This is a genomic window from Ruegeria sp. CDSB113 (assembly GCF_059611045.1).
In genome coordinates, this window is sequence record NZ_JBXWOU010000004.1 from 108,214 (window position 1) to 134,910 (window position 26,697).

General features: G+C 57.9%; 32 protein-coding genes and 1 pseudogene. 15 read left to right on the forward strand and 18 right to left on the reverse strand.

Annotated elements, in window-relative coordinates:
- The first annotated feature begins 24 nt into the window (after positions 1-24).
- Positions 25-726 (forward strand): DNA/RNA nuclease SfsA, encoded by a 702-nt coding sequence (gene sfsA / locus AC2FIS_RS09425; protein WP_496773051.1) that lies wholly within the window; start codon positions 25-27, stop codon positions 724-726.
- Positions 727-796: 70 nt separating this feature from the next.
- Here sfsA and AC2FIS_RS09430 read toward each other — a convergent pair whose 3' ends face one another.
- Together AC2FIS_RS09430 and AC2FIS_RS09435 are read right to left on the reverse strand one after the other, a co-directional pair.
- Complete coding sequence (locus AC2FIS_RS09430; protein WP_496773341.1) at positions 797-2,113, reverse strand: tetratricopeptide repeat-containing sulfotransferase family protein; 1,317 nt, start codon at positions 2,111-2,113, stop codon at positions 797-799.
- Positions 2,114-2,257: 144 nt separating this feature from the next.
- Positions 2,258-2,698: pseudogene (locus AC2FIS_RS09435) on the reverse strand (hypothetical protein); the annotation flags it as partial.
- Here AC2FIS_RS09435 and map point away from each other — a divergent pair.
- Entirely contained in the window at positions 2,655-3,467 is an 813-nt protein-coding gene (gene map, locus AC2FIS_RS09440; RefSeq protein WP_113791219.1) for a type I methionyl aminopeptidase, read from the forward strand. The pseudogene AC2FIS_RS09435 and the gene map sit on opposite strands and share 44 nt — an antisense overlap.
- Here the strand turns inward: map and AC2FIS_RS09445 are convergent.
- Genes AC2FIS_RS09445 through AC2FIS_RS09460 form a run of 4 tightly spaced genes read right to left on the reverse strand, consistent with a single transcriptional unit; the run spans position 3,455 to position 6,060 of the window.
- A complete protein-coding gene (locus AC2FIS_RS09445; protein ID WP_496721112.1) occupies positions 3,455-3,634 on the reverse strand; it encodes a hypothetical protein in 180 nt (59 codons plus the stop codon). The two genes, map and AC2FIS_RS09445, sit on opposite strands and share 13 nt — an antisense overlap.
- 23 nt (positions 3,635-3,657) lie before the next feature.
- A complete protein-coding gene (locus AC2FIS_RS09450; RefSeq protein ID WP_496773053.1) occupies positions 3,658-4,293 on the reverse strand; it encodes an HAD family hydrolase in 636 nt (211 codons plus the stop codon).
- Position 4,294: 1 nt separating this feature from the next.
- Positions 4,295-4,852, reverse strand: coding sequence for a 16S rRNA (guanine(966)-N(2))-methyltransferase RsmD (rsmD, locus tag AC2FIS_RS09455; protein WP_496773054.1), 558 nt, complete (start codon positions 4,850-4,852; stop codon positions 4,295-4,297).
- The gene (locus tag AC2FIS_RS09460; RefSeq protein ID WP_496773056.1) at positions 4,849-6,060 is read right to left on the reverse strand and encodes an NAD(P)/FAD-dependent oxidoreductase; all 1,212 of its coding nucleotides are present in this window, start codon (positions 6,058-6,060) and stop codon (positions 4,849-4,851) included. Before AC2FIS_RS09460 ends, rsmD begins: the two co-directional genes overlap by 4 nt.
- 99 nt (positions 6,061-6,159) lie before the next feature.
- Between AC2FIS_RS09460 and AC2FIS_RS09465 the strand changes: the two genes are divergently transcribed.
- The 4 genes from AC2FIS_RS09465 (at position 6,160) to AC2FIS_RS09480 (ending at position 7,697) form a co-directional block, all read left to right on the forward strand.
- Entirely contained in the window at positions 6,160-6,645 is a 486-nt protein-coding gene (locus AC2FIS_RS09465) for a peroxiredoxin (protein ID WP_058279067.1), read from the forward strand.
- A gap of 103 nt (positions 6,646-6,748) precedes the next feature.
- Complete coding sequence (locus AC2FIS_RS09470; protein WP_496726400.1) at positions 6,749-6,994, forward strand: glycine zipper 2TM domain-containing protein; 246 nt, start codon at positions 6,749-6,751, stop codon at positions 6,992-6,994.
- Positions 6,995-7,007: 13 nt separating this feature from the next.
- The gene (locus AC2FIS_RS09475; RefSeq protein ID WP_496773057.1) at positions 7,008-7,355 is read left to right on the forward strand and encodes an EF-hand domain-containing protein; all 348 of its coding nucleotides are present in this window, start codon (positions 7,008-7,010) and stop codon (positions 7,353-7,355) included.
- Between the two features lie 33 nt (positions 7,356-7,388).
- On the forward strand, positions 7,389-7,697 hold the full coding sequence (locus AC2FIS_RS09480) for a hypothetical protein (RefSeq protein WP_058279069.1): 309 nt from the start codon (positions 7,389-7,391) through the stop codon (positions 7,695-7,697).
- Here AC2FIS_RS09480 and AC2FIS_RS09485 read toward each other — a convergent pair.
- Genes AC2FIS_RS09485 through AC2FIS_RS09500 form a run of 4 tightly spaced genes read right to left on the reverse strand, consistent with a single transcriptional unit; the run spans position 7,694 to position 10,436 of the window.
- Positions 7,694-7,987: a 4a-hydroxytetrahydrobiopterin dehydratase gene (locus AC2FIS_RS09485; RefSeq protein WP_058275007.1), complete on the reverse strand. Its 294-nt coding sequence runs from the start codon at positions 7,985-7,987 to the stop codon at positions 7,694-7,696. The genes AC2FIS_RS09480 and AC2FIS_RS09485 overlap by 4 nt on opposite strands.
- The gene (locus AC2FIS_RS09490; RefSeq protein WP_496773058.1) at positions 7,984-9,171 is read right to left on the reverse strand and encodes a GNAT family N-acetyltransferase; all 1,188 of its coding nucleotides are present in this window, start codon (positions 9,169-9,171) and stop codon (positions 7,984-7,986) included. Before AC2FIS_RS09490 ends, AC2FIS_RS09485 begins: the two co-directional genes overlap by 4 nt.
- A gap of 45 nt (positions 9,172-9,216) precedes the next feature.
- The gene (locus tag AC2FIS_RS09495; protein WP_496773059.1) at positions 9,217-9,984 is read right to left on the reverse strand and encodes a glycerophosphodiester phosphodiesterase family protein; all 768 of its coding nucleotides are present in this window, start codon (positions 9,982-9,984) and stop codon (positions 9,217-9,219) included.
- On the reverse strand, positions 9,981-10,436 hold the full coding sequence (locus AC2FIS_RS09500; protein ID WP_496721130.1) for a RidA family protein: 456 nt from the start codon (positions 10,434-10,436) through the stop codon (positions 9,981-9,983). Before AC2FIS_RS09500 ends, AC2FIS_RS09495 begins: the two co-directional genes overlap by 4 nt.
- A gap of 291 nt (positions 10,437-10,727) precedes the next feature.
- Here AC2FIS_RS09500 and AC2FIS_RS09505 point away from each other — a divergent pair, with 291 nt between their 5' ends.
- Complete coding sequence (locus AC2FIS_RS09505; RefSeq protein ID WP_113791221.1) at positions 10,728-11,555, forward strand: MlaA family lipoprotein; 828 nt, start codon at positions 10,728-10,730, stop codon at positions 11,553-11,555.
- The gene (locus AC2FIS_RS09510) at positions 11,545-12,144 is read left to right on the forward strand and encodes an MlaC/ttg2D family ABC transporter substrate-binding protein (RefSeq protein ID WP_113790948.1); all 600 of its coding nucleotides are present in this window, start codon (positions 11,545-11,547) and stop codon (positions 12,142-12,144) included. Before AC2FIS_RS09505 ends, AC2FIS_RS09510 begins: the two co-directional genes overlap by 11 nt.
- Positions 12,145-12,216: 72 nt before the next feature.
- Here the strand turns inward: AC2FIS_RS09510 and AC2FIS_RS09515 are convergent, their stop codons facing one another.
- The 4 genes from AC2FIS_RS09515 to AC2FIS_RS09530 are packed head-to-tail and all read right to left on the reverse strand — an operon-like array spanning position 12,217 to position 16,384.
- Positions 12,217-13,314, reverse strand: coding sequence for an ABC transporter ATP-binding protein (locus AC2FIS_RS09515; RefSeq protein ID WP_496773061.1), 1,098 nt, complete (start codon positions 13,312-13,314; stop codon positions 12,217-12,219).
- 3 nt (positions 13,315-13,317) lie between these two features.
- Entirely contained in the window at positions 13,318-14,217 is a 900-nt protein-coding gene (locus AC2FIS_RS09520) for a carbohydrate ABC transporter permease (protein ID WP_058279072.1), read from the reverse strand.
- Positions 14,210-15,082, reverse strand: a complete 873-nt coding sequence (locus AC2FIS_RS09525) for a carbohydrate ABC transporter permease (RefSeq protein ID WP_058275014.1) — start codon at positions 15,080-15,082, stop codon at positions 14,210-14,212. Before AC2FIS_RS09525 ends, AC2FIS_RS09520 begins: the two co-directional genes overlap by 8 nt.
- Before the next feature lie 57 nt (positions 15,083-15,139).
- Entirely contained in the window at positions 15,140-16,384 is a 1,245-nt protein-coding gene (locus AC2FIS_RS09530) for an ABC transporter substrate-binding protein (protein ID WP_058279073.1), read from the reverse strand.
- 217 nt (positions 16,385-16,601) lie between these two features.
- Here AC2FIS_RS09530 and AC2FIS_RS09535 point away from each other — a divergent pair, with 217 nt between their 5' ends.
- A complete protein-coding gene (locus AC2FIS_RS09535; RefSeq protein ID WP_496773063.1) occupies positions 16,602-17,333 on the forward strand; it encodes a response regulator transcription factor in 732 nt (243 codons plus the stop codon).
- The gene (locus AC2FIS_RS09540) at positions 17,330-18,772 is read left to right on the forward strand and encodes a sensor histidine kinase (protein ID WP_496773064.1); all 1,443 of its coding nucleotides are present in this window, start codon (positions 17,330-17,332) and stop codon (positions 18,770-18,772) included. Before AC2FIS_RS09535 ends, AC2FIS_RS09540 begins: the two co-directional genes overlap by 4 nt.
- A 4-nt stretch (positions 18,773-18,776) precedes the next feature.
- Here AC2FIS_RS09540 and fliP read toward each other — a convergent pair whose 3' ends face one another.
- Genes fliP through fliF form a run of 4 tightly spaced genes read right to left on the reverse strand, consistent with a single transcriptional unit; the run spans position 18,777 to position 21,973 of the window.
- Complete coding sequence (gene fliP / locus AC2FIS_RS09545) at positions 18,777-19,508, reverse strand: flagellar type III secretion system pore protein FliP (protein WP_496773065.1); 732 nt, start codon at positions 19,506-19,508, stop codon at positions 18,777-18,779.
- Entirely contained in the window at positions 19,508-19,795 is a 288-nt protein-coding gene (locus tag AC2FIS_RS09550) for a FliM/FliN family flagellar motor switch protein (protein ID WP_282119613.1), read from the reverse strand. The genes fliP and AC2FIS_RS09550 overlap by 1 nt, the downstream gene beginning before the upstream one ends.
- Entirely contained in the window at positions 19,788-20,384 is a 597-nt protein-coding gene (locus AC2FIS_RS09555; RefSeq protein ID WP_496773066.1) for a FliH/SctL family protein, read from the reverse strand. Before AC2FIS_RS09555 ends, AC2FIS_RS09550 begins: the two co-directional genes overlap by 8 nt.
- Positions 20,384-21,973, reverse strand: a complete 1,590-nt coding sequence (gene fliF / locus AC2FIS_RS09560) for a flagellar basal-body MS-ring/collar protein FliF (RefSeq protein WP_496773068.1) — start codon at positions 21,971-21,973, stop codon at positions 20,384-20,386. Before fliF ends, AC2FIS_RS09555 begins: the two co-directional genes overlap by 1 nt.
- A gap of 119 nt (positions 21,974-22,092) precedes the next feature.
- Between fliF and AC2FIS_RS09565 the strand changes: the two genes are divergently transcribed.
- The 5 genes from AC2FIS_RS09565 to AC2FIS_RS09585 are packed head-to-tail and all read left to right on the forward strand — an operon-like array spanning position 22,093 to position 26,684.
- Complete coding sequence (locus AC2FIS_RS09565) at positions 22,093-22,590, forward strand: flagellar basal body-associated FliL family protein (protein WP_496773069.1); 498 nt, start codon at positions 22,093-22,095, stop codon at positions 22,588-22,590.
- Positions 22,591-22,599: 9 nt separating this feature from the next.
- Positions 22,600-23,061, forward strand: a complete 462-nt coding sequence (locus AC2FIS_RS09570) for a hypothetical protein (protein ID WP_496773070.1) — start codon at positions 22,600-22,602, stop codon at positions 23,059-23,061.
- On the forward strand, positions 23,058-23,633 hold the full coding sequence (locus tag AC2FIS_RS09575) for a MotE family protein (RefSeq protein WP_496773071.1): 576 nt from the start codon (positions 23,058-23,060) through the stop codon (positions 23,631-23,633). The genes AC2FIS_RS09570 and AC2FIS_RS09575 overlap by 4 nt, the downstream gene beginning before the upstream one ends.
- Before the next feature lie 46 nt (positions 23,634-23,679).
- On the forward strand, positions 23,680-24,549 hold the full coding sequence (motA, locus tag AC2FIS_RS09580) for a flagellar motor stator protein MotA (RefSeq protein WP_496773072.1): 870 nt from the start codon (positions 23,680-23,682) through the stop codon (positions 24,547-24,549).
- Positions 24,546-26,684: a hypothetical protein gene (locus AC2FIS_RS09585; protein ID WP_496773073.1), complete on the forward strand. Its 2,139-nt coding sequence runs from the start codon at positions 24,546-24,548 to the stop codon at positions 26,682-26,684. The genes motA and AC2FIS_RS09585 overlap by 4 nt, the downstream gene beginning before the upstream one ends.
- Positions 26,685-26,697: the final 13 nt, after the last annotated feature.

Genomic DNA, 26,697 nt, shown 5'->3' on the forward strand with positions numbered 1-26,697 from the left:
CGGGCGCGCGTTAAGCCGGGTGGCATGAAGTTTGCCACCCCATTGATCCCCGCCCGTCTGATCCGCCGCTACAAACGCTTTCTGGCCGATTGCCAATTAGAAGACGGGCGTGAAGTAACCGCCCATTGCGCCAATCCGGGGTCAATGATGGGCCTGGCGGAACCCGGCGAGAAGATCTGGTTGGAACCCAACGATGACCCGAAGAAAAAACTGAAATACGGCTGGCGCCTCGTCGATCATGAGAACGGGCATTTTACCGGTGTTGACACCTCGGTGCCCAACAAAGCCCTGCGCGCGTCCCTTGAGGCTGGCGAAATCCCCGAACTGGCGGCTTATGAATCCGTAAAGCCCGAGGTGAAATACGGTCAGAACAGCCGCATCGATTTCCTGCTGACGCAACCGGGCCTGCCGGATGCTTATGTCGAAGTCAAAAGCGTGACTCTGTCCCGTGAACCCGGCCTGGCCGAGTTCCCCGACAGCGTCACCGCACGCGGCACCAAACATCTGGGTGAGTTGTCTGACATGGTGACACAAGGACATCGCGCGATCATGCTGTATCTGGTGCAGCGCACGGATTGTGACCGGTTCACGCTGGCGGCGGATATCGACCCGACCTATGCCGCCGCGTTTGAGGCCGCGCAGGCGCAAGGGGTAGAGCGGTTGATCTATGACACGCGCATCTCACCACAAGGCGTTTGGGTCAACCCAACCCTGATAAGCAGCTAGGTTCAACCAGCCCGCCCGTGCGGTGATACGCAAACTGACCCGAATTCCCGATTGCTAAACAGCATAGGGACTATTCATCAGCCGTTTGGGTATCTGGCCATAGTTCCGGCTCCAGTCCTTTCACAAATGGCGCAAGTTGGTCCGCAAACGTATACCAGCGCCCAATCGATGACGTGTTGACCGGTTTCCGAATCTGCAGGTTGCTCGCCGTTCTGACCGCCTCCGAGGAAGCCTGTGGCGACAGCATACTGTCCTCGAACCCGAGACCGGACAGCCGTGCCAGTTCATTGGCCGCATCCGTCAGGTTTTCGACCAGATGTTCGTACCGGATGTTGTGAATACGACCCGGCAATTCCTGTTGCCAGTGCAGGATGTATCGACGATAGCGATTTGCCTCGGCGGCCATCCACTTAAGGTCATGCGTATAATGCAAGCCGGCTGCGCCAAAATGCGTGCGCCACATCGATAGGGCCACATCACGCGGATCGCGCTCGACATTCAGGATCACAGCCTCAGGGAAAGCCTGTGCAATCGCGCCCAGAAATGCGTAATTTCCCGGCGCTTTGTCCACAAACGCCGCGCTACCCTCAGAAAGACCCGGTAGATGGTCCACATAGAAATCCGCCAGTTTCTGCGCGTCTTGCCAATCAGTGGGGCGCGCTTCGGCTTTTCTGGCCCAGTGGTGAACGGTCGCAAGCTCTCCAAGTCCCTGAACCTTTGAATGTGCGGAGAGAATACGCTCGACCAGCGTTGTGCCAGATCTGGGAAGGCCGACAACAAAGATCGGACGGGGGATAATAGGTCGCGGCCCGGATGGTGCGGCAAGCAGAGGGGCTGCCAGACGTTTGCGGCAGTCCCTTTCACTGCGGCCCTCCAATTCCCTCAGCCCTTCACGCAGCAAGCTGTGGCCTTCGTTCAGATGGCCCATCTCTTGCGCCGTGTCGCCTTCATGTCGCGCCAGACTTGCTGCTGCAAAGTGAAGCGTCGCGACAGCCTCGCGATTATCAGAAGGGACGTCGAGCGCTTTCGAAACCTGGACTTTCAACGCAGTGCGATCATCTGGTGACAGACTTGGAAGCGTTGCCGCGAATTCGAGTGTTTCAGGGTGATCTGGCGCCAGCCTGAGCGCGGCGCGGGCATGCTCTAAGGCAGCATCCAATTGCCCAATACTGACATATGCTTTGGCTAGACGCAGCTGCCCATAGTGGAACTTTGGATGTTGTTCGACCAGCTCTGTCAGAACGTCAATCGCGCGCTGCCACTGATGTTGTTCATCCAATATGTCTGCTTTCAGACAGTAGGCCTGTAAATTCCCTGGCTGATCTTTCAGAACCAAGTCGACAGCGGTAAGGGCGTCAGCCTCTTGATGCTCGCGCAGCAATGCCATCGCGCGAATGAAAGACTGCGGTGGAGTCAGGGGGGCTCTGGTACCTATTTTGTCGATGAATCGAAGTGCTTTTTCCGATTCCCCCCCTTGAACGAGGCTTAGTCCGTAGTTTTGAATCAGTTCCGGATTATCGGGTTCCAAATGCCAGGCTCGTTCAAAGCTAGTCTGCGCCAGTTTGAAATTTTGCTGTTGAATCGCACACAATCCCGCGAGCCGCGGTAATGCGGGTGCCTTTGGCCATTTTTTCGCGGCTTTCGTCGCTCGTTTATAGGCCCGATCCGTTCGGCCGTTTTTCAACAATTCGCCAATCGCGGAAATTTCGGCACTCAGTGGATTAAATTTATTTATCATCTTCAATGCCTTATTTATTATTATGGGCTTGTTCAGGCTTTTACCCGAACCGTCCAACGACTCTCGGGCAACTATCCATGTGATATGTGCCTCAGTTTGCGGATTTACAATGCGGCTGCGCACCCTCTGGAACTTTCTGCACAAGCAGCGTAAAAGGAGTGCTGCGCGCAACATTTGGAGCTTAGCGTCGATGAAAGAACATCGTGGCCGCCTGACCAAGGACGGCATCCGCATTTATGAACAGGGTGACTTTGCCGGCATGCATGCGGCAGGGGCTTTGGCTGCGCGGATACTCGACGATATTGCAGAACATGTCTTTCCGGGCCAGACCACTGGCGCAATTGACGGCATGATCACGCAGATGGTCGAGGATGCGGGCGCGACATCGGCAACAATTGGCTACAAGGGCTATCAGCATGCCAGCTGTATCAGCGTGAATCACGTGGTCTGCCACGGCATCCCCAGTGACAAGAAACTGAAGGATGGCGACATTCTGAACATCGACGTTACGGTCATCGTAGACGGCTGGTTCGGCGATACTTCGCGCATGTATGTTGCGGGCAAACTACCCCGCAAGGCTGAACGTCTGATCCAAGTGACACATGATGCCCTGTTCAAAGGCATCGAGGCGGTCAAACCGGGCAACACCTTCGGCGATATCGGCCACGCCATTCAGGCCTACGTCGAGGCGCATCGGATGAGCGTTGTCCGTGATTTCTGTGGCCACGGATTGGGCCGGGTATTCCACGCGCCGCCAAACGTTCTGCACTATGGCCGTCCGGGCACCGGCGCGGTGCTGGAAGAGGGCATGTTCTTCACCATCGAACCGATGGTGAACCTTGGCCGTCCTGAGACGAAAACACTGGCCGACGACTGGACCGCTGTGACCCGCGACAAGTCACTGTCAGCGCAGTTCGAACACTCGGTGGGTGTGACGGCTGATGGGGTCGATATCTTTACCCTGTCACCGGGCAACAAGTTCCATCCGACCTATTCGTCCTGATCGGCGGCCTGTTCGCGCAGCAGTTTCAGCAGCAATGTTTCCGTGCCCCACGGCGTAATCGCGTCGTGGATGAACACAGGCGCGCGTAAAGGCTTGGGCGCGGGTCCGGTGTGGGTTTCAGCGGCCTGTGAGTGGGTCCAGAACAGAGAGGTGGCGGTGCGGTCCATCCGCCAATCCTAGCATAATTGGGCTATAGACCCAAAAGCTTTGGCACTTGTGCCATGTCGTCAAAGACTTCGGCACCCAACGCAGCCAGCCGCGCACCGTCGTCATGGGCCGCATACCCCAGGCACCGCATATCGGCGCGCTTGGCAGCGGTCACTCCGCTTTCGCTGTCTTCGATGACGACCGGGGACTTGGCACCGAAATGCTGCGCCGCTGCAATGAACAAAGCAGGATCGGGCTTACCCACCCCCAGAATATGCGCCGAGAACATCACATCCCGGAACCTGTCCCATAATCCGTTCTGGCCCAGGGTGATCTGCATCTTTTCCGGGCGGCCATTCGAGGCGACGCAATACGGAATACCCAATGAATCCAACTGCTCCAATAGCTCGGGGATACCCGCGATCAGGGGCGTGCCCGTGCGCAGAACTTCGTAGGTTTCCGAATAGATCTGTTCAATCCAGTCTTCAGGTAGATCCGCGCCCAGCGCCCGGGCCTTGCCGCGGACACCGGTCATCGTACCACCGACGAAAAGCGCCATGCACTCCGCCAAAGACAGGTTCAGCCCATGTCTCGCAAAGCTGTCGATCAAAACCTGATTGGACAGAACCTCACTATCGACCAGAACACCATCGCAATCGAAAATGACCAGATCGTGCATGTCAGGCCTCAGTCCGCCACATCAGTGAGATATGCGTGTCGCCATATCTACGCGCATTGTGCAGGTCAAATCCTTCGGGCGCTTCCATGGGGGCGTTTTCTTCCCAGACGATCAAGGCGTCTTTTGCCAACCACCCCCCTTGAGTGACCGTCGCAAGCGCCTTTTGCCCCAGGCTTTTGCCGTAAGGCGGGTCGAGAAAAATAAGATCACAAGGCGCGCCCGGATTGTCGCCCAATCGCGTCGCGTCGCGACGGATCAGATCAGTACGATCCTTGCTGTGGGTCAGATCAATGTTCTTACGGATCAGTCCCTGCGCGACACGCCCGTCATCCACGAACGTCACATGCGCCGCGCCGCGCGACAGCGCCTCAAGCCCCAGTGCTCCGGTGCCGGCGAAAAGGTCCAGAACACGCAGCCCATCAAAGTCGATCTGATGGCTCAGCACATTGAACAGGCTTTCGCGCACCCGGTCCGTTGTGGGGCGCAGATGCGCCCCGGCATCGCCTTTGCCGACCGAGGCCAAGGCGCGACCTCGGAACTCTCCGGCGATGATCCTCACGCTTTGAGCAGCGGTTTCAGGTCCGCGCCTGGGTCGGCCACGACGGCCGGGTCGGCCGTTTTGCCTGCATCAATCAGGCGTTTGCCCACCATATAGGCACGTGGGTCATTCATCGCGTCGACCGCGATCAGCTGATCGCCTTTGTAATACCAGAAGGACACCGTCTGCCCGTCGCCCTTGCGGGTCACCACGCGGTCATAGCCCGTGTTCAGACCTGCGATCTGTAGTTTGACGTCATACTGGTCCGACCAGAACCACGGCGTCGCCACATAATCCCTGGCGGCACCGAGCATGTTCTGAGCAACGATCTCGGCCTGATCGATGGCATTCGGTACGCTTTCCAGCCGGATACGGCCACCATCATGCGGGAACGACGCGCAATCGCCCGCCGCCCAGATAGCCGGATCAGAGGTGCGGCCATGGGCATCCGTTTTGATGCCGTTGTCCAATTCCAACCCGGCCATCTCGGCCAATTGGGTCGAGGGTGCGATGCCCACGCCAACCACGACGAAATCAACCTCAAGCTTGGTGCCATCAGTCAGAATGGCCCCGGTGACCTTGCCGTCTTCGCCGACCAGACGATCCAGCCCGACGCCTTCACGAATGTCGGCACCGTATTCGGAATGCAGAGCACGGAAGTAGTCGCTGGTTTCCGGTGCTGCGACGCGTTGCAAAATCCGTTCCGCCATCTCGACCAGAGTAACCTTGACCCCGCGCTTGGCACAGACGGCAGCCGCTTCAAGCCCGATATAACCACCACCAACGATCAGGGCGCGGGCGCCCTCTTTCACGCGGGGCTCCATCTCGTCGATATGGGTCAGGTCGCGCACGACATGGACGCCTTCGAGATCACCGCCAATGGCAGCAGGCAAGTAACGCGGGTCGGAACCAGTGGTCAGGGCCAGTTCGTCATAAGAAATCACCTCATCGCCCAGGGTCACGGTCTTGGCCTTGGGGTCGATCCCGGTCACGCGCTGACCCAGACGCAGGGTGATGTTGTTTTCGGCGTAGAAACTTTCGGGGCGCAGGAACAGGCGTTCAAGCTCCATGTCGCCCAGCAGATAAGCCTTCGACAGAGGCGGTCGCTGATATGGCAGGTGCTGCTCGGCACCGATCAGCGTGATATCGCCTTCAAACCCGTCCTTGCGCAGCCTAGCAACAAGAGATGATCCCGCCTGCCCGGCTCCGATCACAACAATATGGCTCATGTTCGTCCTGCCCTGTCAAATTCCCGTGGTTTCATTCTCTGGCTCACCTATATTGCGGCTGAGGCCGACTCTGCAAATCCAATCGACAGGAGGAACAAGATGATTTCAACCGGTGATACGCTTCCCGACGCAACGTTGACTCAAATGGGGGCAGAAGGGCCCGAAGAGGTTCGGATTTCAGACAAGACCAAAGGCCGCAAAGTCGTTATCTTTGCTGTGCCCGGCGCATTCACACCAACCTGCCATTCGGCCCACGTGCCCAGCTTTATGCGAACCAAGGAACAGTTCGACGCCAAAGGCGTGGACGAAATCATCTGCGTCTCGGTCAACGACCCTTTTGTAATGAGCGCATGGGGCGAAGCCACTGGCGCGACCGGCGCAGGCCTGACCATGCTGGCCGACGCCGCATCCGAATTCACCAAGGCCATTGGCATGGATTTCGATGCCCCGCCCGTCGGCCTGCTTGCACGCTCAAAGCGCTATGCGATGTTGGTCGAAGATGGCAAGGTCGTTGCGCTGAACCTCGAGGAAAACCCCGGTGCCTGCGAGATTTCCGCGGGCGAAGGTCTGCTTGAGGCCATCTAGGTCACTCGGGCCCCGGTACAGCCGGGGCCACGTTAACCCTATTTCACTTGATGCAACTTCCTGATGGGTCGATACTTGCCCCATTCATTCAGGGAGTTTTTTGATGAAGCTCAAAATCATCACAGTCATTCTGGGTTCGGCAGGTGCGCTCGCCGCCTGTGGCCCGGCCCCGACACCTCAGCAGCAGCAAGCACGACAGCATGAGATCGCCTGCCTCGGCGGCACACTAGGCGGCGCACTGATCGGCGGGGCGATTGGCAATCAATTCGGCGGTGGGTCCGGCAAAGACATCCTGACCGCGGCAGGGGCCGTCGCGGGCGGTGTCTCGGGCCAGCGTTATGCGTGCTGAGGAGAGAATGATGATGAAAACAGCGATTTTAGCGACAACGGTCATTCTGGTGGCCAGTGCAACTTTGGCGGAAACAGTGGCTGAACTGCACGAAAAGGAACTGAACGCCATTGATTCCAACAACGATGGCTTCCTGTCCAAGGACGAGTTCAACGCCTTTTCGGACTATGCTTTTCAGGCCATGGACGAAGACAAGAACGGAACGCTGGGTCTGGAAGAAGCCAAGCCGTTTCTGGACATAAAGCGGTTTCAAAACGTTGACCGCAACAACGACAGCTTTATTTCACGATCAGAGTATGACCAGCAGATGGGCGATGATTTCCTGGCCGCCGATCAGGACGGAAACGGCCAGTTGGATTGATCGCACGACCGGGCTGAACGATAGGAGCGTGGTATGAAAAAGTGGATAGCCCTCGGCATTCTGGGGTTTCTTGCCGCCTGTGATGCGCCGCAGGCCCCCGTGGTGACCGGACCGAACGGACAGCCCCAGATCCAGATCAGTACTTCGGGCCTGACGTGCTATGATACGCGATGTTTGGACATCAATCCAGCGGCGCGCAGCGTTCGTTCGGTTGGGAATCGGACAACCGGTATTCCACGAGACATCGACGTCAGCAACGGCACGGTCACACCCGCCGATTTCCGTCGTCTGGGTGAAATAGCTTCTCTGGCCGGCGGTATGGGATCCAGAGGGGACCGTTAAACGAGGCTGTCCATTTTACGCGCCAACTTGGCATCCAGCGCTGACAAACCGCCCACATCATGGGTGGACAGGACGACCTCGACCGTGCGGTACACGTTTGACCATTCGGGATGGTGGTTCCATTTCTCGGCAAAGATCGCCACCTGGGTCATCCAGCCAAAGGCATGAACAAAATCTTCGAATATGAAGGTCTTGGTGATAGCGTCCCGGTCGGTGACCATGGTCCAGCCGTTGTCGAACAGCGGATCAAGAAGAGGGCCGCGAGTTTCGGTCGACAATAGTTCCGTCATTGCTGTTCCTCCGGATTCGATTTTCTGAACGGACCATAATCCGTCAGAATCTCGATCTCTTCTCCCACTGCGTGGGCCTCGGCGTCCAGATATTTCTTGATCGCATCGGCAAAGCCCGGGTCGTTGACCCAATGCAAGCTATGCGTGCGCGTGGGCAAGTAACCGCGCGCCAGCTTATGTTCACCCTGCGCGCCTGCTTCGACCCGCGCCAGACCTTCCGCAATGGCAAAGTCGATCGCCCTATAATAGCACAGTTCGAAATGCAGGCAGGCGTGATGTTCAGTGCAACCCCAATACCGGCCAAAAAGCGTTTCGCGGCCTATGAAATTCAAAGCCCCGGCGATAGGGTATCCGTCCCGTTCTGCCAGCACCAAAGCCATGTCGTCCGCCATGGTTTCATGTGCGATATCAAAGAATTGGCGGGTAAGATAAGGCACGCCCCATTTACGGGACCCGGTGTCCTGATAAAACTGCCAGAAGGCATCCCAATGTTCGGGGCGCAGGTCATCCCCTGTCAGAGTGCGGATTTCGCCGCCAAAATCGATGGCCTGCGCGCGTTCTTTGCGGATATTCTTGCGCTTGCGCGATGACAACGCCGCAAGAAATCCGTCGAAATCTTGATATTCGTCATTCAGCCAGTGAAACTGCTGCGACTGACGCAGCATAAGGCCCATCTGTTCGCCCGCCAACGCCTCCGCTTCGGTGCAGAAGGTTGCGTGGACCGAAGACACCTGATTGTCCGCAGCCAATTGCACCGCCCCCTGCACCAGCGCAGACATGCCAACCGAGTCATAGCCGGGGCGCACCAGAAAACGCCGACCTGTTGCGGGTGTGAACGGTACGGCGATCTGCAGCTTGGGATAGTAACGACCCCCGGCACCTTCATAGGCATGCGCCCAGTTGTGGTCGAAGATGTATTCGCCCTGACTGTGGGATTTGGCATACATCGGCGCCGCCGCGATCAGCATCCCGTCCAGATAGGCCGTCAGGTATTGCGGCTGCCAGCCAGTTCCGCGCCCAACCGAGCCGCTGTGTTCAAGTGCCAGCAGAAACCGGTGGGTGGTAAACGGATCAAGCGGACGGCCGCCATCGGCAACCTCGGGACAGGCGCAGTTATCCCATTCCGCCGCAGATATCTGCGACAGCGAGCCCAGCACCCGAACCTCGATCTGTGCCTGATCCATTTGCCCTCCGCCTCTGATCTTTATCTGTGACGTCGCAGGGCTGGTTCAACCCGGTTGTACAGCCAGATACCCTTCGAACGTCACATTGTCCGCAACTTCGCGGGCCTCTGCCTCTTGTTCAGGCGATCGCACAGTCCAGCACAGGATCGGCACGCCGCGCGCCTTCAGTTCGGCCACGCGGGGGCGGTCAAGGTCTTCGACCTCATGGCTGATGAAGCTGGCCCCGACACGGTCGAAATCCGGAATGTCGCGCAGGTGGTCACAAACACTCTGAGGTAAAAGCTCGACTTTGGGCTGGTACGATCCCGTCACGATGCCACGCGGCAGATGCGGTGCCAGCCGCGCCAGTTCAGCGACCGAGTTTGGGTTGAACGACATCAACGCCACCGGCCCATCGTAACCTGACAATGCACGCACCGCGTCTTGTTCCAACGGGCCTACAGATGTGCCCATCGCGCCGTCCTGATCCTTGAATTCGATCAGCAGCGGTACTTTGCCTGACACGATTTGCAGCACCTCATCCAGCGTCGGGATACCATCGTCCGCGTGCAACAGCGTCGTGCCTGATGCCTGAACCGACGTGATCTGCTGGATCGGACCGGACTGCCCGGTCAGGCGGGTCATGTCATAGTCATGAAACACCATTGCCCGGTTGTCCGAGGTCCGTTGCAGATCAATCTCAATCCCATACCCGGCGTCCACGGCGGCGCGAATGGCCGCCCGGCTGTTTTCCGGGCGGTTGTCCTGTTTGTCGTGCAGCGCACGATGCGCCAGCGGGACTTGAAGGAATACGTCAGGCAGTGCGGGCGTCATTGAACTTCAAAGATACCTTCAATCTCAACCGCGACGCCCAAGGGCAGTGCCGCCGCGCTGACGGCTGAACGCGAATGGCGACCTGCATCACCCAGCGCTTCGACCAGAAAGTCCGACGCGCCGTTGATGACTTGCGGCTGCGCAGTGAAATCTGCCGTCGAGTTCACAAACCCGGTCAGCTTGATGACGCGCACCAACTTTTCGATATCGCCACCGCAGGCCGCCTTGACCTGCGCCAGAAGGTTGATCGCACATACCTTGGCCGCAGCAGCGCCTGCTTCGACTTCCATGTCGTCGCCCAGCTTGCCAGTGATCAGATCATCCGCCTTCGAGATCTGCCCCGAGACATAGACGATATTGCCCACGCGCACGAAGGGCACGTAGTTGGCAGCCGGCGCAGGAGCGTCCGGTAGGTTGACACCCAGGCTTTCCAGTTTCGCCGCGATGCTCATGAGGTCTCCTCCCAAATTTGAGTCGGGGCGAAGCTAACCGGGAAGGCAAGGATCGAAAAGTGCGAAAACGGCGATGTGACCTGCACCGGTTGTGGGCGTAACTTTTCTTATTCTGAACTGTTGAACCTGTGTCACTTTACGTTGACCTATTCGGCAGGTTAAACGCTATCTGTTTCATATTGGTGGCGAAACGCCTATGTGACTTTGGGTAGGCCGGGCACAACGGCCAAAGAGAGTATTGATTAAGTGTTCGGGCACGGACTGTCCGAACGTTTTGGAGTGGCAAAGACCGTGTTGAGCAGAATCAGCCTAAAACCCCTGATCGTTGTGTCCGTATTGGCAGTTCTCAGCGCCTGCACTACACGCCCTCCGGAGGGTGTTCAGCAGGGTGAAGCATTTGATCCCTACGAAAGCAACAACCGGGGCATCCACAAGTTCAACCTTGGCGTCGACCGGTTTCTGTTTCGTCCGGCCTCGAAAGGGTACGTAAAGATCGTGCCCGACCCGATGGTGACCAGTTTCAACCATTTTGCCGAGAACCTGACGATGCCGGGCCAAGCCGTGGATTACCTGCTGCAAGGCAACCTCAAGCAGTCAGGCAACGCATTGCTGCAGTTTGTGATCAACACGACCGTTGGTGGTCTGGGGTTGTCAGCCCCCGCCGACGAGTTGAACCTTCCTCCTGTGGATACCGATTTCGGTGAAACGCTGCACGTCTGGGGTTTCGGCGAAGGCGCTTATGTCGAGCTGCCCCTCTATGGTCCGTCAACGCAGCGGGACTCGATTGGCGTTATCGTCAACCTGTTCTCGAACCCGATCAACTTCTCTCCGGTCCGTCCGGTCGACAATATCGGTGTCTATGCCGAGGTCGTGCGCCGAATGGGTGATCGGGGGCGTTTTTCGGACACGGTCGACTCGATCCTGTATGAAAGCGCAGACAGTTATGCGCAGGCGCGGACCATTTACCTACAAAATCGCCGCTTCGAACTGGCGAGAGACGACGAAGAAACCTATCTGGGTCTTTACGACGACCCTTATGCAGACAACGGGACCGACCCTGTCAGAGATCCCTACCTAGACCCATACGAGGACCCCTATGAGGACCCCTATGCCGAGTAACCATATGAACCGGCGCGGTTTTGTCGCCACTGGCCTTGCCGGCCTGGCACTGACCGCCCTGCCTTTTTCCGCTTTTGCCCAGACTGAAGCCAGCGCCAAGGCTCTGGTCGTCAGTGTCGTGGATGACATCAACCGCATTATCGCCTCGGGCAAATCCGAAAAGGCGATGATCCGCGATTTCGAAAAGGTCTTTGTGCAATATGCCGATGTGCCGATCATGGCGCGTTATGTACTGGGGGCAGATGCCCGTTCGGCCAGCCCGTCGCAGTTGAAGCAGTTCACCAGAGCGTTTCAGGGCTATATCTCGAACAAGTATGGCCGGCGTTTCCGCGAATTCATTGGTGGGCAAGTCACCGTCCGGAAGGCCCGGAAAATCAAGGCCGGTTACGAAGTACGCACCTCGGTTAAGCTGCAGGGCTCATCCCCGTTCGAGGTGACATTCCTGGTTTCGGACAAATCGGGCCGCGACAAGTTCTTCAACATGTTCATCGAAGGGGTGAATATGCTGCTGACCGAACGGACCGAGGTTGGCGCGATGCTGGACGCCCGCGGTGGGGACCTGAACCGTCTGATCAAGGACTTGAGCTAGAACAAGGTCAGCTGACCCGGTTCAAACGCAAAGAAACGCCGCGCGATTGAGTTCGCGCGGCGTTTCTTACTTTTAATTCAAGCGCTCGCCGGTTTCCTTGGCGAAGTACGATACTTTGCTCATATCGAAGGCCAGGTTCAACATCTTGCCCGCCTGCGCACTGGTTTCGGCATGTAATCTTGCGGTCACCTGCTTGCCACCCAGTTCTGAGACGACATAGGTATCGGCCCCTGCGGGTTCGACCATATCGACCATGCACGCAGCTTCCTGCACGCCATCACCCGCACGGAACCCGGCCTCGGCGATATCCTCAGGGCGCAAACCCAGGATCACATCCTTGGGCAACGCCAGATCGCGCGCATCGTTCAGAACCAGAGTTTCCCCGGCATCGCGCGAGATGACGATTTGTGTACCCGACCCGTTCTTGGTGACCTGCGCAGGGATCAGATTCATCGCCGGCGAGCCCATGAAATCGGCGACAAACAGATTGGCCGGGTTGTTATAAATCTCGGCTGGGCTGCCGATCTGCTGCACGATACCGCCCTTCAAGACCACGATCTTGGTCGCCAGCGTCATCGCCTCAATCTGATCGTGGGTCACGTAGACGATGGAAGCGTCCAATGTCTGGTGCAGCTTCTTGATCTCGGTCCGCATCTCAACCCGAAGCTTGGCATCGAGGTTCGACAGCGGTTCATCAAACAGGAACAGCTTGGGATCGCGCACCAGCGCCCGGCCCATCGCCACACGCTGACGCTGACCACCGGATAGCTGGCTGGGACGACGGTTCAGCAGCGGCTCGATTTGCAACAGCGAGGCCACATCGTTTAGTTTGGCCTCCTGCGTCGCCTGATCGACCCCGCGCACCTTCATGCCGAAGGTGATGTTCTTGGCCACGCTCATCGTCGGATACAGAGCGTAGGATTGGAACACCATCGCGATGTCGCGGTCCTTGGGGCTGACATGGGTCATGTCTTTGCCGCCAATCGCCAGTGTCCCGTCGGTGATTTCCTCCAATCCCGCAATGCAGTTCAGCAGCGTGGATTTACCGCAGCCCGAGGGGCCGACCAGCACCAGGAAATCGCCCGGTTCGATCGAGATGTTGATGTCCTTCAGAATCTCGGTTGCGCCGTAATTCTTGTAGAGTTTGTTGATATCAAGGATGGGAGCCATGGGTTATCCCTTCACAGAGCCAGCGGTCAGGCCGCGGATGAAATACTTACCGGCAACGACATAGACGAGCAGCGTCGGCAGCCCCGCGATGATCGCGGCGGCCATGTCAACGTTGTACTCTTTGACGCCGGTGGTGGAGTTTACGATGTTGTTGAGCGCCACAGTCACAGGCTGCGTGCCTGCCTGGCTGAACGACACACCGAACAGGAAGTCGTTCCAGATCTGCGTGAACTGCCAGATTACGGTCACAACGATGATGGGCAGTGACAGCGGCAGGAAGATCGACCAGAAAATCCGCAGGAACCCTGCCCCATCGACCCGAGCGGCTTTGGTCAGCTCGGCCGGAATGGTGACATAGTAGTTGCGGAAGAACAGCGTAGTGAAGCCAAGGCCATAGATCACGTGGACAAAGATCAGGCCCGGAATGGTTCCGGCGATCCCCATCATGCCCAGCAGCCGCGCCATCGGCAGCAGCACGACCTGAAACGGAATAAAGCAGCCAAACAGCATCAGCGAGAAGATGATGTTCGCGCCTTTGAACCGCCACTGCGCCACGACATAACCGTTCAGCGCACCTATCAGGGTGGACAAAAACACTGCAGGCACCGCGATCAGGACCGAGTTCCAGAAGTAAGGCCGCAGACCTTCACATTGGATACCGGTACAAGCGCCTGACCACGCGGTTTTCCAGGCGTCGAAGCTGACTTCTCGGGGCAGCGAGATCAGGGACCCGGTGCGGATTTCCTCAAGGCTTTTCAGCGATGTCGTCAACATCACGAAAAGCGGCATCAGGTAGTACAGCGCGAACAGGCCCAGCAGGACGTAAAGCAGCCAACGAAGGGCAATCTTGCCGGTGGCGCTCTGCGAGCGGGTTTGGGTTTGGGGCATCGACAGATCAGTCATTTTTCGCCCTCAGCTCTGAATAAAGATATGGAACCACGATGGCAAAGACGACCAGCATCATGATCATTGCGGAAGACGCCGCCTGACCAATATCGCCGCGCGAAAACGCCATGGCATACATGTATGTGGCTGGCAGATCGGTGGCGTATCCCGGACCGCCGCCTGTCAGCGCGATGACAAGGTCAAAGCTCTTGATCGCAAGGTGGGCCAGCACGATGAAGGCCGACAGGAAGATCGGTGCCATCGACGGTATGATGATCGCCGTATAGATGCGCCATGTGGGGATACCATCGACCTGTGCGGCTTTGATGATTTCACCATCCACCGAACGAAGCCCGGCCAGAAACAGCGCCATAACAAAGCCCGAGCTCTGCCAGATCGCGGCAATCACGATCGTGTAGATGGCGTAATCGGGGTTCACCAGCCAATCGAATTCGAAATTCGGAAAGCCCCAGCCCTGCACCATGGATTCAATGCCCAGACCTGGGTTCAGGATCCACTTCCATGCGGTGCCGGTCACGATCATCGACAGTGCCATCGGGTACAGGTAGATGGTGCGAATAACCCCTTCGACGCGGATCTTCTGATCCAACAGGATGGCCAGCAACAGCCCCAGCACCATCGCGATCACGATGAACAGCGCGCCAAAGATATACAGGTTGTTGATTGCCGTATCCCAGCGAGGGGAATCGAACAGGCGTTCATACTGAATGAAGCCATGGATCTCGTATTTCGGCAGTAGTTTCGATCGGGTCAGCGACACCCATGCGGTCCATCCGATAAATCCGTAGACAAAAATCAATACGGCGATGAACGACGGTGCCAGCACCACCTTGGGCAGGTGGTTTTCCAGCCATTCGGACATTTTTTCCTCCGGGGAAAAGTGCTCTGCCCCTCAGCATAGGGGGCAGAGCGTTTTGGATCAGTAGCTGTTGGCCACCGCGTCCGCCAGTTGCTGAACCGCGTCAGCCGAGGACATATCCGAGTTGAAGTGCGCGGTCACAACGTCGGTGATCGCACCGGACTGCGACCCGCGCAGCGCCATGCCATGGGCGTAAGACGGCAGCAGGGAACCACCTGCCGAGGTCGTACCCATGTCTTCTGCCGAGATTTTCGCACAGATATCAAAGGCATCCAGCGCTACGTCGGTTCGTGCAGGGATCGAACCCTTGTTCAGGTTGAACACTTCCTGGAAGTTCGGTGCGACGATCAGTTTGGCCAGCAGTTCCTGACCGGCGCGGTTGTCGTCACCTTCGACTTCGAACATGGCAAAGCTGTCGACGTTGTACAGATAACCGTCACCGGGGGTCGAGGCGCACAGGAAATCTTCGCCGGGCTTCTTGCCAGCGGCCAGGAATTCACCTTTGGCCCAGTCACCCATGATCTGGAAAGCGGCCTCGCCATTCATCACCATGGCGGTGGCCAGGTTCCAGTCGCGACCCGAGAAGTTCTCGTCAACATATCCACGCATGGTACGCATCTGGTCAAAGACCTGTACCATTGTGTCGGACGTCAACGCTTCGGGGTCGAGATCGACCAGGGCTTTCTGGTAGAATTCTGGTCCACCAATACCCATGACAACCGCCTCAAACACGGTCGCGTCCTGCCAGGCCTGACCACCGTGGGCCAGCGGGATCACACCAGCGGCCTGCAGTTTTTCGGCTGCTGCGTTGAACTCATCCCATGTGGTGGGCATTTCGATGTCGTTTGCCGCCAGAACATCAGCATTCGCCCAGATCCAGTCGATGCGGTGCACGTTCACGGGTGCAGCGCACCAAGTGCCTTCGCACATCATATGGCCCGCGATCGACGCAGGCAGGACATCCGCCCAGCCTTCCGCCTCGGCCACGTTCGAAATGTCGGCCAGAACGCCTTCTTCGTACCATTCCTGAATGGCAGGGCCTTTCAGCTGAACGGCGGTCGGTGCGTTACCGGAAAGAACGCGGGCACGCAGTGCGGTCATTGCCGCATCACCACCGCCACCCGCGACGGGCATGTCGGTCCAGGTGCCGCCGTTCGAGGCGAATTCTTCCTGCAGAACGGCAACCGACTTGGCCTCGCCACCCGAGGTCCACCAGTGCAGTACTTCCGCCTGCGGCTCGGCCACAACGGACGATCCGGCCACAACAGCCAAAGTCGAAACGGTGGCAAATGCAAAACGCTTCATTTTTTGTCTCCTCCCTGAGAACTCAGTGACTGCCAAAGCAGCGATGGCGCTATTACTGTGGTCTGATCGCCGTCTGGCAAAGCGGAATTCATAGTAAAGCACGGAAACGGCCCAAATTTTCACCACTTCTGTTACAGCGTGTTACGTTGGCATTGAATCTGTTTCCATTCGTTACAATGGACATCGACAGAGGGAAAAGATCGGGAGGAAAGACAGAGTGAGCATTCCGCGGCTTCTGGTGGTGGATGACGACCCTGAGATGCGGTCGATGATGACGCAGCTATTGCAGCAAAACAGCTTCATCGCCCTTCCCGCCAGTTCCGAGCGGGAAATCCGGGCGCACCTGTCCAATGGCCGGATCGATCTGATTTTGTTGGACGTCATGCTGGGGGACGAGAACGGGATTGATATCTGCGCCCGGTTGCGGCGCGAACAGGACGTCCCGATCATTCTGGTCTCTGCCCTGTCTGCCGACCATCAGCGCATGGCAGGGTACGAAGTTGGGGCAGACGACTACATCGCCAAACCCTTCAACCCTCAGCTGATGCTGGCCCGTGTCAGGGCAGTGATGCAGCGCGCTCGGCGGTCGTCTTCGCTGGCGTATCGCCGCAGAACCCGCACGTTCCGATTTGACGGCTGGGTCTTTGACGGAAAGCGTGATGATTTGCATTCGCCAGAAGGCTATTTGGTCGCGTTGTCACAGCGGGAAACCGCCCTGCTCAAGGTCTTGCTGGCCAATCCACATATTCCGCTGACGCGCGATGAAATCGTCACGGCACTGGATGTAACAGGGGACAGCGAAAAGTCCGAAGCGCAGGGCCGCGCCATCGACATGCTGGTCGGTCGCCTGCGATCCAAGATCGAGACCAACCCTAAAGATCCGCAAATGCTGCGCACGGAACGCGGGGTCGGGTATATCTTTGCCGCCGACATTTCGGTCGAAGAATGACACTGCGCCTGCGCAATCTGGGGTGGCTTTGGACCCTTTCAGCCTTTGCCGCCGGTTTGCTGTCTGCAGGGTTATGGTTCGCTTCGGCGCGCGCCTGGAACGACTACCTGCTTCAATCTTTTGTGGCGGGGTTCACCGTCTACGAAGAATTGCGAACAGGCATGGCCCCCTCCGAGGGGTTGTCGATAACGCCCTTGCCGCCCCAGGATACTGCTCTTGCCGAAAATGGTGAATTTCAGCGGTTGCCCGGGTTTTCAAACCGCCGTTTTGTCACCAACCTTTCGATCCTGACCGACAGTTCCTCGCCGCTCAGCGGGCGTGAATTAAGCGTGGCAATTCTGTCCGACCGGTTGGTTTATCCGGTTTCGGACATTGTGTCAGGCAGTGATCAGACCGGGCCTGAAAAGATGGGAAACCTGACCCGGTTGCTGGCGACATATTGCAGCGAACCAATCCTGATTGCGAAATTTGGGCGTGAGGCCTGGCATCAGGTCGACGGGACCCAGATATGGGGCTGTCAGGCGGCCCCAACGGATTTACGTCTGCCCGCAATACTTATGGGGATCGTCGCAATGGCGGTCATCTTATCCGCAGTCAGTAACGTCTCAGATACCTTCACCCGGTTTGCCCGCGCGTTGCGCGAACGGCAGCGCCTTGGGGGGCCGGAAAGCTACGAGGCGGATGGCCCGGATGAACTGCGCGATATCGTCTCGGCGGTGAACGCCCATCTTGAGGCCGAGCGCGCGCAGCTTGAAAAGCGGGCAACGGTTTTGTCCGGCGTCAGCCACGATCTGGGTACCCCTGCGACACGCGTGCGCCTGCGTGCCGCTCTGATCCCCGACGATGAACTACGCGAAAAGCTCGAGGCGGATGTAGATCAGATGACGGGCATGATCGAAAGCGTCCTGACCTATACGCGATCCGAACTGGATGTTGAGGAACCGCGCCAGATTTCTCTGACCTCTTTGGTCGAGGCTCTGGTCGCCGATTATCAGGATATGGACCTGCCCGTGACACTAAAAAAGACCGACCCCGTCACGGTCGATGGGGTTACATCGGTTTTCATGTCCCGGCGCGGCCACGGACAGCTGACCGAAACACGCCGCGTTCTGGTCATGGCGCGGCCCATATCGCTTAGGCGTGCGCTGACCAATTTGATCGATAACGCGTTGAAATATGGTCGACACGCCGAAGTGCAGTTGGCGACCGATGCGACCACCGCGACGATCACGGTCGAAGACAAGGGCACCGATCTGTCCGTGACAGACATCGAAAACCTCATGGCTCCGTTTCGTCGTGGATCCAACACCGGATCGTCTGACGGCTATGGTTTGGGCCTGACAATCGCCGCCACCGTGGCCGAACAGCATGGCGGAGAAATGCGCTTTGAGGCCGGCGACTGCGGCCTGCGCGCCTGCCTGCAAATCGCCCGGCAGTAAAAAACTAGGTAGTATAGCTGCGCACAAGCGCGCTGGCGATCAAGGACCAACCGTCGGCGATGACGAAAAACGCCAGTTTGAACGGCAAAGACACTGTGGCTGGCGGAACCATCATCATCCCCATCGACATCAGTACCGCCGCAACCACAAGGTCGATAATCAGAAATGGCAGAAAGACCAGAAACCCGATCTGAAAAGCGCGCGCAATCTCGGACAGCATGAAGGACGGCATCAGGATGGACAGCGGCGCGTCGGGCGACAGCGTTGTGGCATCACCACCGGGGCGCAAGGCGGCCATGGCGTGAAACGTATCGGGGTCCAATCGCGCAGCCATGAAACCGCGAAACGGCTGTAATGCACGCTCCAATGCAGGTTCGACCTCCATAGTTTCATCGACCAACGGCCGAATTCCTGTTGTCCAGGCTTCGGAAAAGACCGGCTCCATAATGAAATAAGTCAGAAACAACGCCAGACTGACAATCAGCATATTGGGAGGAGATTGCTGCAACCCGATACCCTGGCGCAGGATCGCCAAAACAGTGATCAGAAACGGAAAACAGGTGATCATGATCGCCAATCCCGGAGCCAGGCTGAGCACGGTGATCAACAGGATCAACTGAATCGTTCGCGCAGATATCGAACCGCCCTCGCCCAGCGAAACAGACAACTCCTGCGCCGTGGCCAGAGACGGGGTCAGCACCGCAAACGTGACCGCCAGAATAAGAAAGAGGCGCATCAGCCGATCCCGTTTTGCAGGTCCGCGATTTCGGTCAGACGCACAGCCAGTTGACCGGCCTGCTCGCCCTCCATCTCCTCTAGCAGACCGCGCGCGACAAGCTGGTCGCCGACATACAGGTCAACCGGATCCTCGATGCGTTTGTCCAGCATCAGCACGGCGTTTTCCCCCATGTTCAGTAGATCGCGGATCAAAGGGCGCGCCCGGCCAACCGATACGGTGACTTCAATCGGAACAGCCTCGAACGGGTTGGGCTTCTCGGATTTCGGGGTTTGCGGATCACTCATTGGTCACTGCCTCTTTTGCCTGAAAAACAAACGCCTGAAAGGCTTGATCGACCGCAGCAAGCAAGCCGCTGCAATCCACTTCGCGCTGGGAAATCCCGACCTTGAGCCGCGCTTGCCCTGCCTCAAGCGACGGGTCTTCGATCACCTGCACAGGCGATGACAGATCGGCAGGGATCAGGTCCTCTACCTCGTTGACACGACGTGAGGGTACGAAGATTTGCATGGGCTGTCCGATCTGCGCGCGCGCCATATCGGTGAGCTGCTCGACAAGCAGAACGGCAAACCCACGGTCCAGCATTTCAGGCAAAACCAGCTGTGTCAGGCTCTGAAACATTGGTTCCAGCGACAGGGCCATCCGGTTAACCGCCTCATGGTAGGTAAAAGACATATCTTCGAGCGATTTGGCTAATTCAGCCGAAACCTGCCCCCGGCTTTTCTCCTGCGCCTGGACCGCGTCTTCCCAGCCTGCGCTATAGCCTTGCTCGAACGAGGCCAGCCTTTGTTCCTCTAACGCGTCCTCATCCAGTACGTGCAGCTGTCCGCCGCCGGCCTGTAAAGTGAAATCCTCAAGAAGATGGGCAATCGACATCACACACGCTCCTCACCTTCTTCCAGCCAGCTGCGCAGGATTTCGACCGTTTCTTCCTGCTTGTCGCCGATCATCGCCCTGAGCCGATCCACCGGATCCGCCCCGGCATCGGTCCCAAGCGCCGGAACGTTCCCTGTGGGCGCCTGCCCCGGCAAGGTGGTGAATTGGCCGCCTTCTTCCGTCGCAATTTCGCCGGTCAGGTATGCGTCAGGTTCCTGAGCCGTACCTGCGGGCAACAGCGCCGGAGCAGTTGCCGGTTGAGTCAGTATGGGGCGGATGACAAACACCCCAAGTACCAGAGAAACCAGCGCCAACACGGCCATCTGAATCAGCGACATCGCGTCGAAATGCACCTTCTGCCACAGTGAGGCGGTTGCCAGACTGCCCTGCGGCTCGACCGCCGGCAGATCCAGCGATTTCAGCGTAATAACGTCGCCCCGCTCGACATCGTAGCCCACTGCCGAGGCCACAAGCTCTAGCAGTGCATCCATCTCGGTCTGCCGCATCGGCGTGAATGTTTCACTGCCGTTTGCGTCCACGGATCGCGTCCCGTTTACCAGAACAGCCACCGTCAGTCGCTTGATCGCGCCGGGGCCGTTGTGAACCTCAAGCTCGGTCTCGGAAACCTCGTAGTTGACCCGCTCTCGGGTCTGGGTTGCGTTCGAATTGGATTCGTCCCCGCCTGCGCCATCGCCATCGGGCAGGTTTGACGCAACCGTCACATCCCCGGATTGGTTGCGGGCACTGTCCGAACGCTCTTCGACATCGGTGCTGATGGCCACGCGGCCATTGGGATCGAAACGCCGTTCGCGGATTGATTCTGTCTTGGTAACTGTATCGACACTCACCTCGACCACAGCATTTCCAGCTCCGACACGGGCTTCTACCAGACGCAGAACCCGTTCGCGCAGCTGGCGCGATTTATCGTCAGCGGTATCTGCGGACACCGGGTTGTCCTGTGCCCCGATCACTGCGCCATTCGAATCGATGACGGTGACGTTCTCGGGCGCCAGTCCGCTGACTGCGGACGACACCAGGAACCGGATCGCCTTTGCCTGATCCGACGTGATGTCCGTGCCCGACGCGACCAGATAGATCGATGCGGTTGGTGCAACACTGCGCTGGAACGGATTGGCTGATCCATTGGCAATATGCACACGCGCCTGGCTGATATGGGGGCTGCCGACGATGGTTCGGGCCAGCTCTCCTTCTTTGGCGCGCCAATAGGCGGCGTCGAACATCTGCGACGTTGTGCCAAACCCGCTGAGCGAATCCAGCAACTCGTAGCCCCGGTTTCCGGTTGCCGGCAGACCTTCGCTGGCCAGCGTCAAGCGCAGTTCATCCCGCTGTGATCCCGGCACATAGATGGAGCCGCCGCGAATCTCATACTGCACACCGCGCTGATCCAATGAACGGACGATATCCCCTGCAGCACCGCTTTCTAATCCGGCGTAAAGCAGGGTCATCGACGGCGTTGTCACCAGACGCGACATCGCAAGGATCCCCAGAAACACCAGCACGACTGCACCCGCGACAATGATTTGTTTACGCCTGTCCAAACTTGCCCAGACAGTTCCGATCTGCTGCACGATCACCTCCGACTCGCCGACATTCTGTGCGACGCATCCCTTGTTTGGACGATTGCCCTTAACAATCGGTTAGTCCCTGTCGGGTTATGACGATTGCAGATTGTAGGAATGAGGACGTCATGACCGACGCGACTGCAGAACAGGCAGAAGTCCCGGAAAAATCTGGGAAAAAGGGAATGATAATAGGCGCGATTCTGGCGATAGCCGGTGCTGCGGGCGGGTATTTCCTAACCACCACCGGCCTGTTGCCGGTGGGCGGAAAACCCGTCGTGCAAAACGCCGAGGAAACAGAGAAAAGCAAGCCTGCCACGGCTCTGCCAAAGGTCGGATTCGTTGACCTTGCCCCAGTCGTCGTGTCGGTAAACACCAGCGATTCGCGACATCTGAAGTTTCATGCCCAGCTCGAGGTGAACGCGCCGTACATGGCGGATGTGGAAAAGATGAAACCGCGAATTATGGACGTGCTGAACGGATATCTGCGCGCGATCGAGGTGTCGGATCTTGAGGATTCGCTCGCGCTCATGCGCATCCGAGGACACCTGTTGCGGCGTATCGAAATCGTCGTCGGTGAAGGCCGTGTGCGCGATGTTCTCGTCATGGAATTCGTACTGAACTAGGAGGCGAAGTTGGAGCTGATTGCAGATATTTTGCTGGTCGCGGGCGCCTTGGGTGCGGGTCTCTATTGTTTCGTTCTGTCCCGGCGGTTGAAACGCTTTACCGACCTTGAAAAAGGCGTCGGTGGTGCGGTGGCCGTGCTGTCTTCGCAAGCGGAAGAGTTGAAAAAGTCACTGGAGGCCGCGCGGGACGCCTCGGATCAGTCTGGCGTCGTTCTTAAGGAATTGACCGAACGCGCCGAAACAGTGGCGCAGCGGCTTGAGCTGATGATGGCCTCGATGCATGACGTAGTGCCGGACGATGAAGAGGCGACCGAGACCCCTACACCAGAGCCTGAGTCGGTTGCTTCCAAAGAACAGTCCCAAGCCACCTCAGTGCCCGTCATTGAAGAAGACGCGCCGGCCGAAACTCAGGTCAAACGTCCGGGTGGGTTGATGTTCCTGCGCCACAGCCGCAGCGAGGCCACGACATGAGGAGGAAGCGGACGGAGAATCGCCCCAAAGGCGGCGTTCTTGCGGTGATCGCAATGCTTATGATCGGTTCCGCCGCGATCAGAATAGGATTCGAGGCCGGGCCCGCGCTGGCTAAAGGATCCGATCCCGCCCCATCGCTGGCGAAGAACAGCCAACCCAAACAGCCCGGTGCGCAAGAATTGTTGACTGAATTGCTACGCCGCGAAGACTCGCTCAAAAAACGAGAGGCCGCGTTGCAAGACAAAGAAAAGGCGCAGGATATCGCGGATCAGGCGATTGAAACGCGCTTGGCTGCCTTGCAGGAGGCAGAAGAGTCGCTGCGACAGACACTGGCCTTCGCCGAAAAAGCCGCCGAGGCCGATCTGACGCGCCTGACGGATGTGTATCAGAGCATGAAGCCCAAGGACGCAGCCGCCCTGTTCGAAACCATGGACCCCGGCTTTGCGGCTGGCTTTTTGTCGCGGATGCCGCCTGACGCAGCAGCAGGTGTTCTGGCCGGTCTCAGCCCCGAAGCCGCCTATACGATCAGCGTGATCATGGCCGGTCGCAATGCTGCGGTGCCGCAGGAGTAGCGCACATGTTTTTTACCCCCGCATCTGACATTGCAGGAGACCGCCCATGATCGGAATCATCGGAATCGTCGTCATTTTCGCCATGGTGTTTGGCGGATATCTTGCCGCCGGTGGCAAGATGACGATCATTTTGAAATCGCTCCCGTTCGAGATGATGATGATCGGCGGCGCCGCCGTTGGCGCATTCATGATCAGCAACGACTTGAGCGCTGTCAAACATACGATCAAGGACATGGGTAAAGTGTTCAAGGGCCCCAAATGGAAACCCGAAGATTACCGCGATCTGCTGTGCCTTTTGTTTTCTCTGATCCGCATTGCCAAGGCCAACCCCGTCGAGGTGGAACAGCATATCGAAGACCCCGAGAACTCGACCCTATTCTCAGCCTATCCGAAGATTCAGAAGGACAAGGAAGCTGTCGATCTGATCTGCGACACGATGCGATCCGCGTCGATGAATTACGACGATCCACATCAAGTTGAAGAAGTGCTGGAAAAACGGATGGAGACCAATTTTCACCACGCCATGCATTCCAGCCACGCATTACAAACCGTCGCCGATGGTTTGCCCGCACTTGGGATTGTGGCCGCCGTTTTGGGCGTAATCAAAACGATGGGGTCCATCGACCAGCCGCCCGAAGTACTGGGCAAACTGATCGGTGGCGCGTTGGTCGGGACGTTCCTGGGCGTGTTTCTCGCCTATGGCCTGGTTGGCCCGTTCGCCGGCAAGCTGAAAGCGGTAGTCGAAGAGGACAACCATTTCTACCAGCTGATCAAAGAGGTTCTGGTCGCCAACCTGCACAACCACAATGCAGCCATGTGCATTGAAGTTGGACGCCAGAACACGCCGACGCATAACCGACCCGGATTTTCTGAGCTAGAAGATGCGTTGAAGGAACTCAAACAGGCAGCGGCATGATCCGGATAGTTTTTCTTGTTTTGGCTTTTGCCGCTGCGACAACGCAGGTTCAGGCACAGGATGTGCAGGTGCGTTCGGGCGAACATGATGGGTATACGCGGCTGGTCGCACAGGTTCCGCCGGGCACTAAATGGTTGCTGTCGCACAAGAAAAATGGTGCGCGACTGAATGTCGAATTGGAATTGGTAAACTTCGACACAGCAGCTGTGTTCCGGCGTCTGACGCAAAACCGCTTGGCCGCGATCTCTCAGTCCGAACCGGGTGCCGCACTGGATATGCAATTTGGCTGCGACTGTGTTGCCAATGCCTTTCTGTTCAAGGGCACGATGATCGTGGTGGATATTGCACCAGGCGCGGCGCTGCCCCCAATCAGCGCTGATATTCCGTCGCCTGTTTTGCCCAAAGCGTCCAAAGAGAAAGACCCGTTGGTTGCGCAAAATTTGCAGAGTCTCGAATTGCCACTGCTGAACCTGAACGCACAGCGTTTTGAAGAACAGCTCTCTACCCTGCTGCTGCGCGGTTCTGACCGGGAAGTCGTTGATTTGAGGCTTTCTCCGGTCGGACCAAGGCCGTCTGTCCCCAAGAACGATCCCTTTAGTCCCTCAGACCTTAATGCCAATATTCATGTGACATCCGTTCTGGACGGCTTGAATGAACTTTTAGGGCCATCCCTGCCGCAGCTTGAACAACGCCCACCCTGCATCTCAAGCGCTGAGCTTGGGTTTGACCGTTGGTCTGGGGCAACTCCCTTTCCGGAACAGGTGGCTTCGTTGCGCGCCGCCTTGTTCAAAGAATTTGATCATCTCGACGAAGAAGAAACGCTGAAGCTGGCGCAGCTATACGCCTATTCCGGGTTCGGCGCCGAGGCTATTCGGACGCTTGAATTGCTTGGGCGGCATGCGCCGGACACAGATCGGGTTGCCGCCATAGCCCGGTATCTTGATGGCGCACAGCCGTCCCATCCGAACCCATTTACCAGTCTTCAGCGGTGTGAAAGCGACGCCGCGCTTTGGGCTCTTTTGATCGAAGGAGAGCTGCAGGAAGAGGCCCGGTTGCAATCGATCGAACAGTCATTTGCGCGCCTGCCCGACCATCTGCGCCGTCACATTGGGCCGACATTGGCGGAAATTCTGACAGATGCCGGGAAACTTGAACCAGCAAGGCGCGTGTTGCGCGCGGTCGACCGCGTTGCGACTGAGGACAGCGCTGATACGTCCCAAGCCAAGGCTAAAGTCGCGGCTGCCGAAGGCGACGGTCCGAAGTCGGAAGCATTGTTGAACGAGGTCATCGCCGCGTCGGGCGCAGAGTTGGAGGCACCGCTTGCGCTTGCGCGACTGGTCGACAAGCGATGGTCGGAACGTGGGGCAATATCTCCGCAAGAGCTTGATCTTGCGGTCTCTTACGTCACGGAGTTTCGCCGGTCTGAAATCGGGCCGCGCATGCTGCAAACACAGATCGTCGCGTTAAGCTTAAGCCATGAGTTCGACAAGGCGATGAATCTGCTGGGCGCCCAAGATACACGGGCCAATGCCGCCGAAACGTTGAACCGCGTCGCCCAGATCCTGACCGAACGCGCCGACGACGCGACATTTCTAAGGCGTGTGGTGACCCTGACGCCCGAGCAGAAACTGGCGCTCGTCACAGACACAAGCGTGGCGATGGCCGAGCGTTTGGTCACCCTTGGTTTTGCGGATGCGGCGCTGGAGTTGGCCAGTCGGCCACAGGACAAGGCCCGGCGCGCAGAAAGGGCACGGTTACGCGCGCGCGCTGCCTTACTGCAACGCCGACCTCATCAAGCGATGTTGGAACTGGCCGACGATCCATCAGACGCGGCCCAGCTTTTGCGAGGGCAAGCATTGCAGATGACGGATGATTACGTGGCAGCTGGTCAGCTTTTGCGTGCTGTGGGTGAGGATGAAAAAGCCGATCGGTTCTTTTGGTTGGCCGATCATCCGGAAACAGTCGAGCCCGAACGCGACACAAAGTTCCTCGCAGTTCAGCAAACAACGCAGCTCCTGTCCGTGCCGCCAACGCGAATGCAGGACAAACCCTTAGCTGACGCGAAAGGCTTGTTGGATGACAGCGCAAAAGCACGCCAGCACATTCTGGATTTGCTTGCGAAGGTGGACCAATAGCGGATCACGTCAG

Excerpts from the sequence above, each read along its gene's own strand:
- sfsA (WP_496773051.1), top strand. The coding sequence starts at position 25 with ATGAAGTTTGCCACCCCATTGATCCCCGCCCGTCTGATCCGCCGCTAC.
- AC2FIS_RS09430 (WP_496773341.1), bottom strand. The coding sequence starts at position 2,113 with ATGGCATTGCTGCGCGAGCATCAAGAGGCTGACGCCCTTACCGCTGTC.
- map (WP_113791219.1), top strand. The coding sequence starts at position 2,655 with ATGAAAGAACATCGTGGCCGCCTGACCAAGGACGGCATCCGCATTTAT.
- AC2FIS_RS09445 (WP_496721112.1), bottom strand. The coding sequence starts at position 3,634 with ATGGACCGCACCGCCACCTCTCTGTTCTGGACCCACTCACAGGCCGCT.
- AC2FIS_RS09450 (WP_496773053.1), bottom strand. The coding sequence starts at position 4,293 with ATGCACGATCTGGTCATTTTCGATTGCGATGGTGTTCTGGTCGATAGT.
- AC2FIS_RS09460 (WP_496773056.1), bottom strand. The coding sequence starts at position 6,060 with ATGAGCCATATTGTTGTGATCGGAGCCGGGCAGGCGGGATCATCTCTT.
- AC2FIS_RS09465 (WP_058279067.1), top strand. The coding sequence starts at position 6,160 with ATGATTTCAACCGGTGATACGCTTCCCGACGCAACGTTGACTCAAATG.
- AC2FIS_RS09470 (WP_496726400.1), top strand. The coding sequence starts at position 6,749 with ATGAAGCTCAAAATCATCACAGTCATTCTGGGTTCGGCAGGTGCGCTC.
- AC2FIS_RS09475 (WP_496773057.1), top strand. The coding sequence starts at position 7,008 with ATGAAAACAGCGATTTTAGCGACAACGGTCATTCTGGTGGCCAGTGCA.
- AC2FIS_RS09480 (WP_058279069.1), top strand. The coding sequence starts at position 7,389 with ATGAAAAAGTGGATAGCCCTCGGCATTCTGGGGTTTCTTGCCGCCTGT.
- AC2FIS_RS09485 (WP_058275007.1), bottom strand. The coding sequence starts at position 7,987 with ATGACGGAACTATTGTCGACCGAAACTCGCGGCCCTCTTCTTGATCCG.
- AC2FIS_RS09490 (WP_496773058.1), bottom strand. The coding sequence starts at position 9,171 with ATGGATCAGGCACAGATCGAGGTTCGGGTGCTGGGCTCGCTGTCGCAG.
- AC2FIS_RS09495 (WP_496773059.1), bottom strand. The coding sequence starts at position 9,984 with ATGACGCCCGCACTGCCTGACGTATTCCTTCAAGTCCCGCTGGCGCAT.
- AC2FIS_RS09500 (WP_496721130.1), bottom strand. The coding sequence starts at position 10,436 with ATGAGCATCGCGGCGAAACTGGAAAGCCTGGGTGTCAACCTACCGGAC.
- AC2FIS_RS09510 (WP_113790948.1), top strand. The coding sequence starts at position 11,545 with ATGCCGAGTAACCATATGAACCGGCGCGGTTTTGTCGCCACTGGCCTT.
- AC2FIS_RS09515 (WP_496773061.1), bottom strand. The coding sequence starts at position 13,314 with ATGGCTCCCATCCTTGATATCAACAAACTCTACAAGAATTACGGCGCA.
- AC2FIS_RS09520 (WP_058279072.1), bottom strand. The coding sequence starts at position 14,217 with ATGACTGATCTGTCGATGCCCCAAACCCAAACCCGCTCGCAGAGCGCC.
- AC2FIS_RS09525 (WP_058275014.1), bottom strand. The coding sequence starts at position 15,082 with ATGTCCGAATGGCTGGAAAACCACCTGCCCAAGGTGGTGCTGGCACCG.
- AC2FIS_RS09530 (WP_058279073.1), bottom strand. The coding sequence starts at position 16,384 with ATGAAGCGTTTTGCATTTGCCACCGTTTCGACTTTGGCTGTTGTGGCC.
- AC2FIS_RS09540 (WP_496773064.1), top strand. The coding sequence starts at position 17,330 with ATGACACTGCGCCTGCGCAATCTGGGGTGGCTTTGGACCCTTTCAGCC.
- fliP (WP_496773065.1), bottom strand. The coding sequence starts at position 19,508 with ATGCGCCTCTTTCTTATTCTGGCGGTCACGTTTGCGGTGCTGACCCCG.
- AC2FIS_RS09550 (WP_282119613.1), bottom strand. The coding sequence starts at position 19,795 with ATGAGTGATCCGCAAACCCCGAAATCCGAGAAGCCCAACCCGTTCGAG.
- AC2FIS_RS09555 (WP_496773066.1), bottom strand. The coding sequence starts at position 20,384 with ATGTCGATTGCCCATCTTCTTGAGGATTTCACTTTACAGGCCGGCGGC.
- AC2FIS_RS09565 (WP_496773069.1), top strand. The coding sequence starts at position 22,093 with ATGACCGACGCGACTGCAGAACAGGCAGAAGTCCCGGAAAAATCTGGG.
- AC2FIS_RS09575 (WP_496773071.1), top strand. The coding sequence starts at position 23,058 with ATGAGGAGGAAGCGGACGGAGAATCGCCCCAAAGGCGGCGTTCTTGCG.
- motA (WP_496773072.1), top strand. The coding sequence starts at position 23,680 with ATGATCGGAATCATCGGAATCGTCGTCATTTTCGCCATGGTGTTTGGC.
- AC2FIS_RS09585 (WP_496773073.1), top strand. The coding sequence starts at position 24,546 with ATGATCCGGATAGTTTTTCTTGTTTTGGCTTTTGCCGCTGCGACAACG.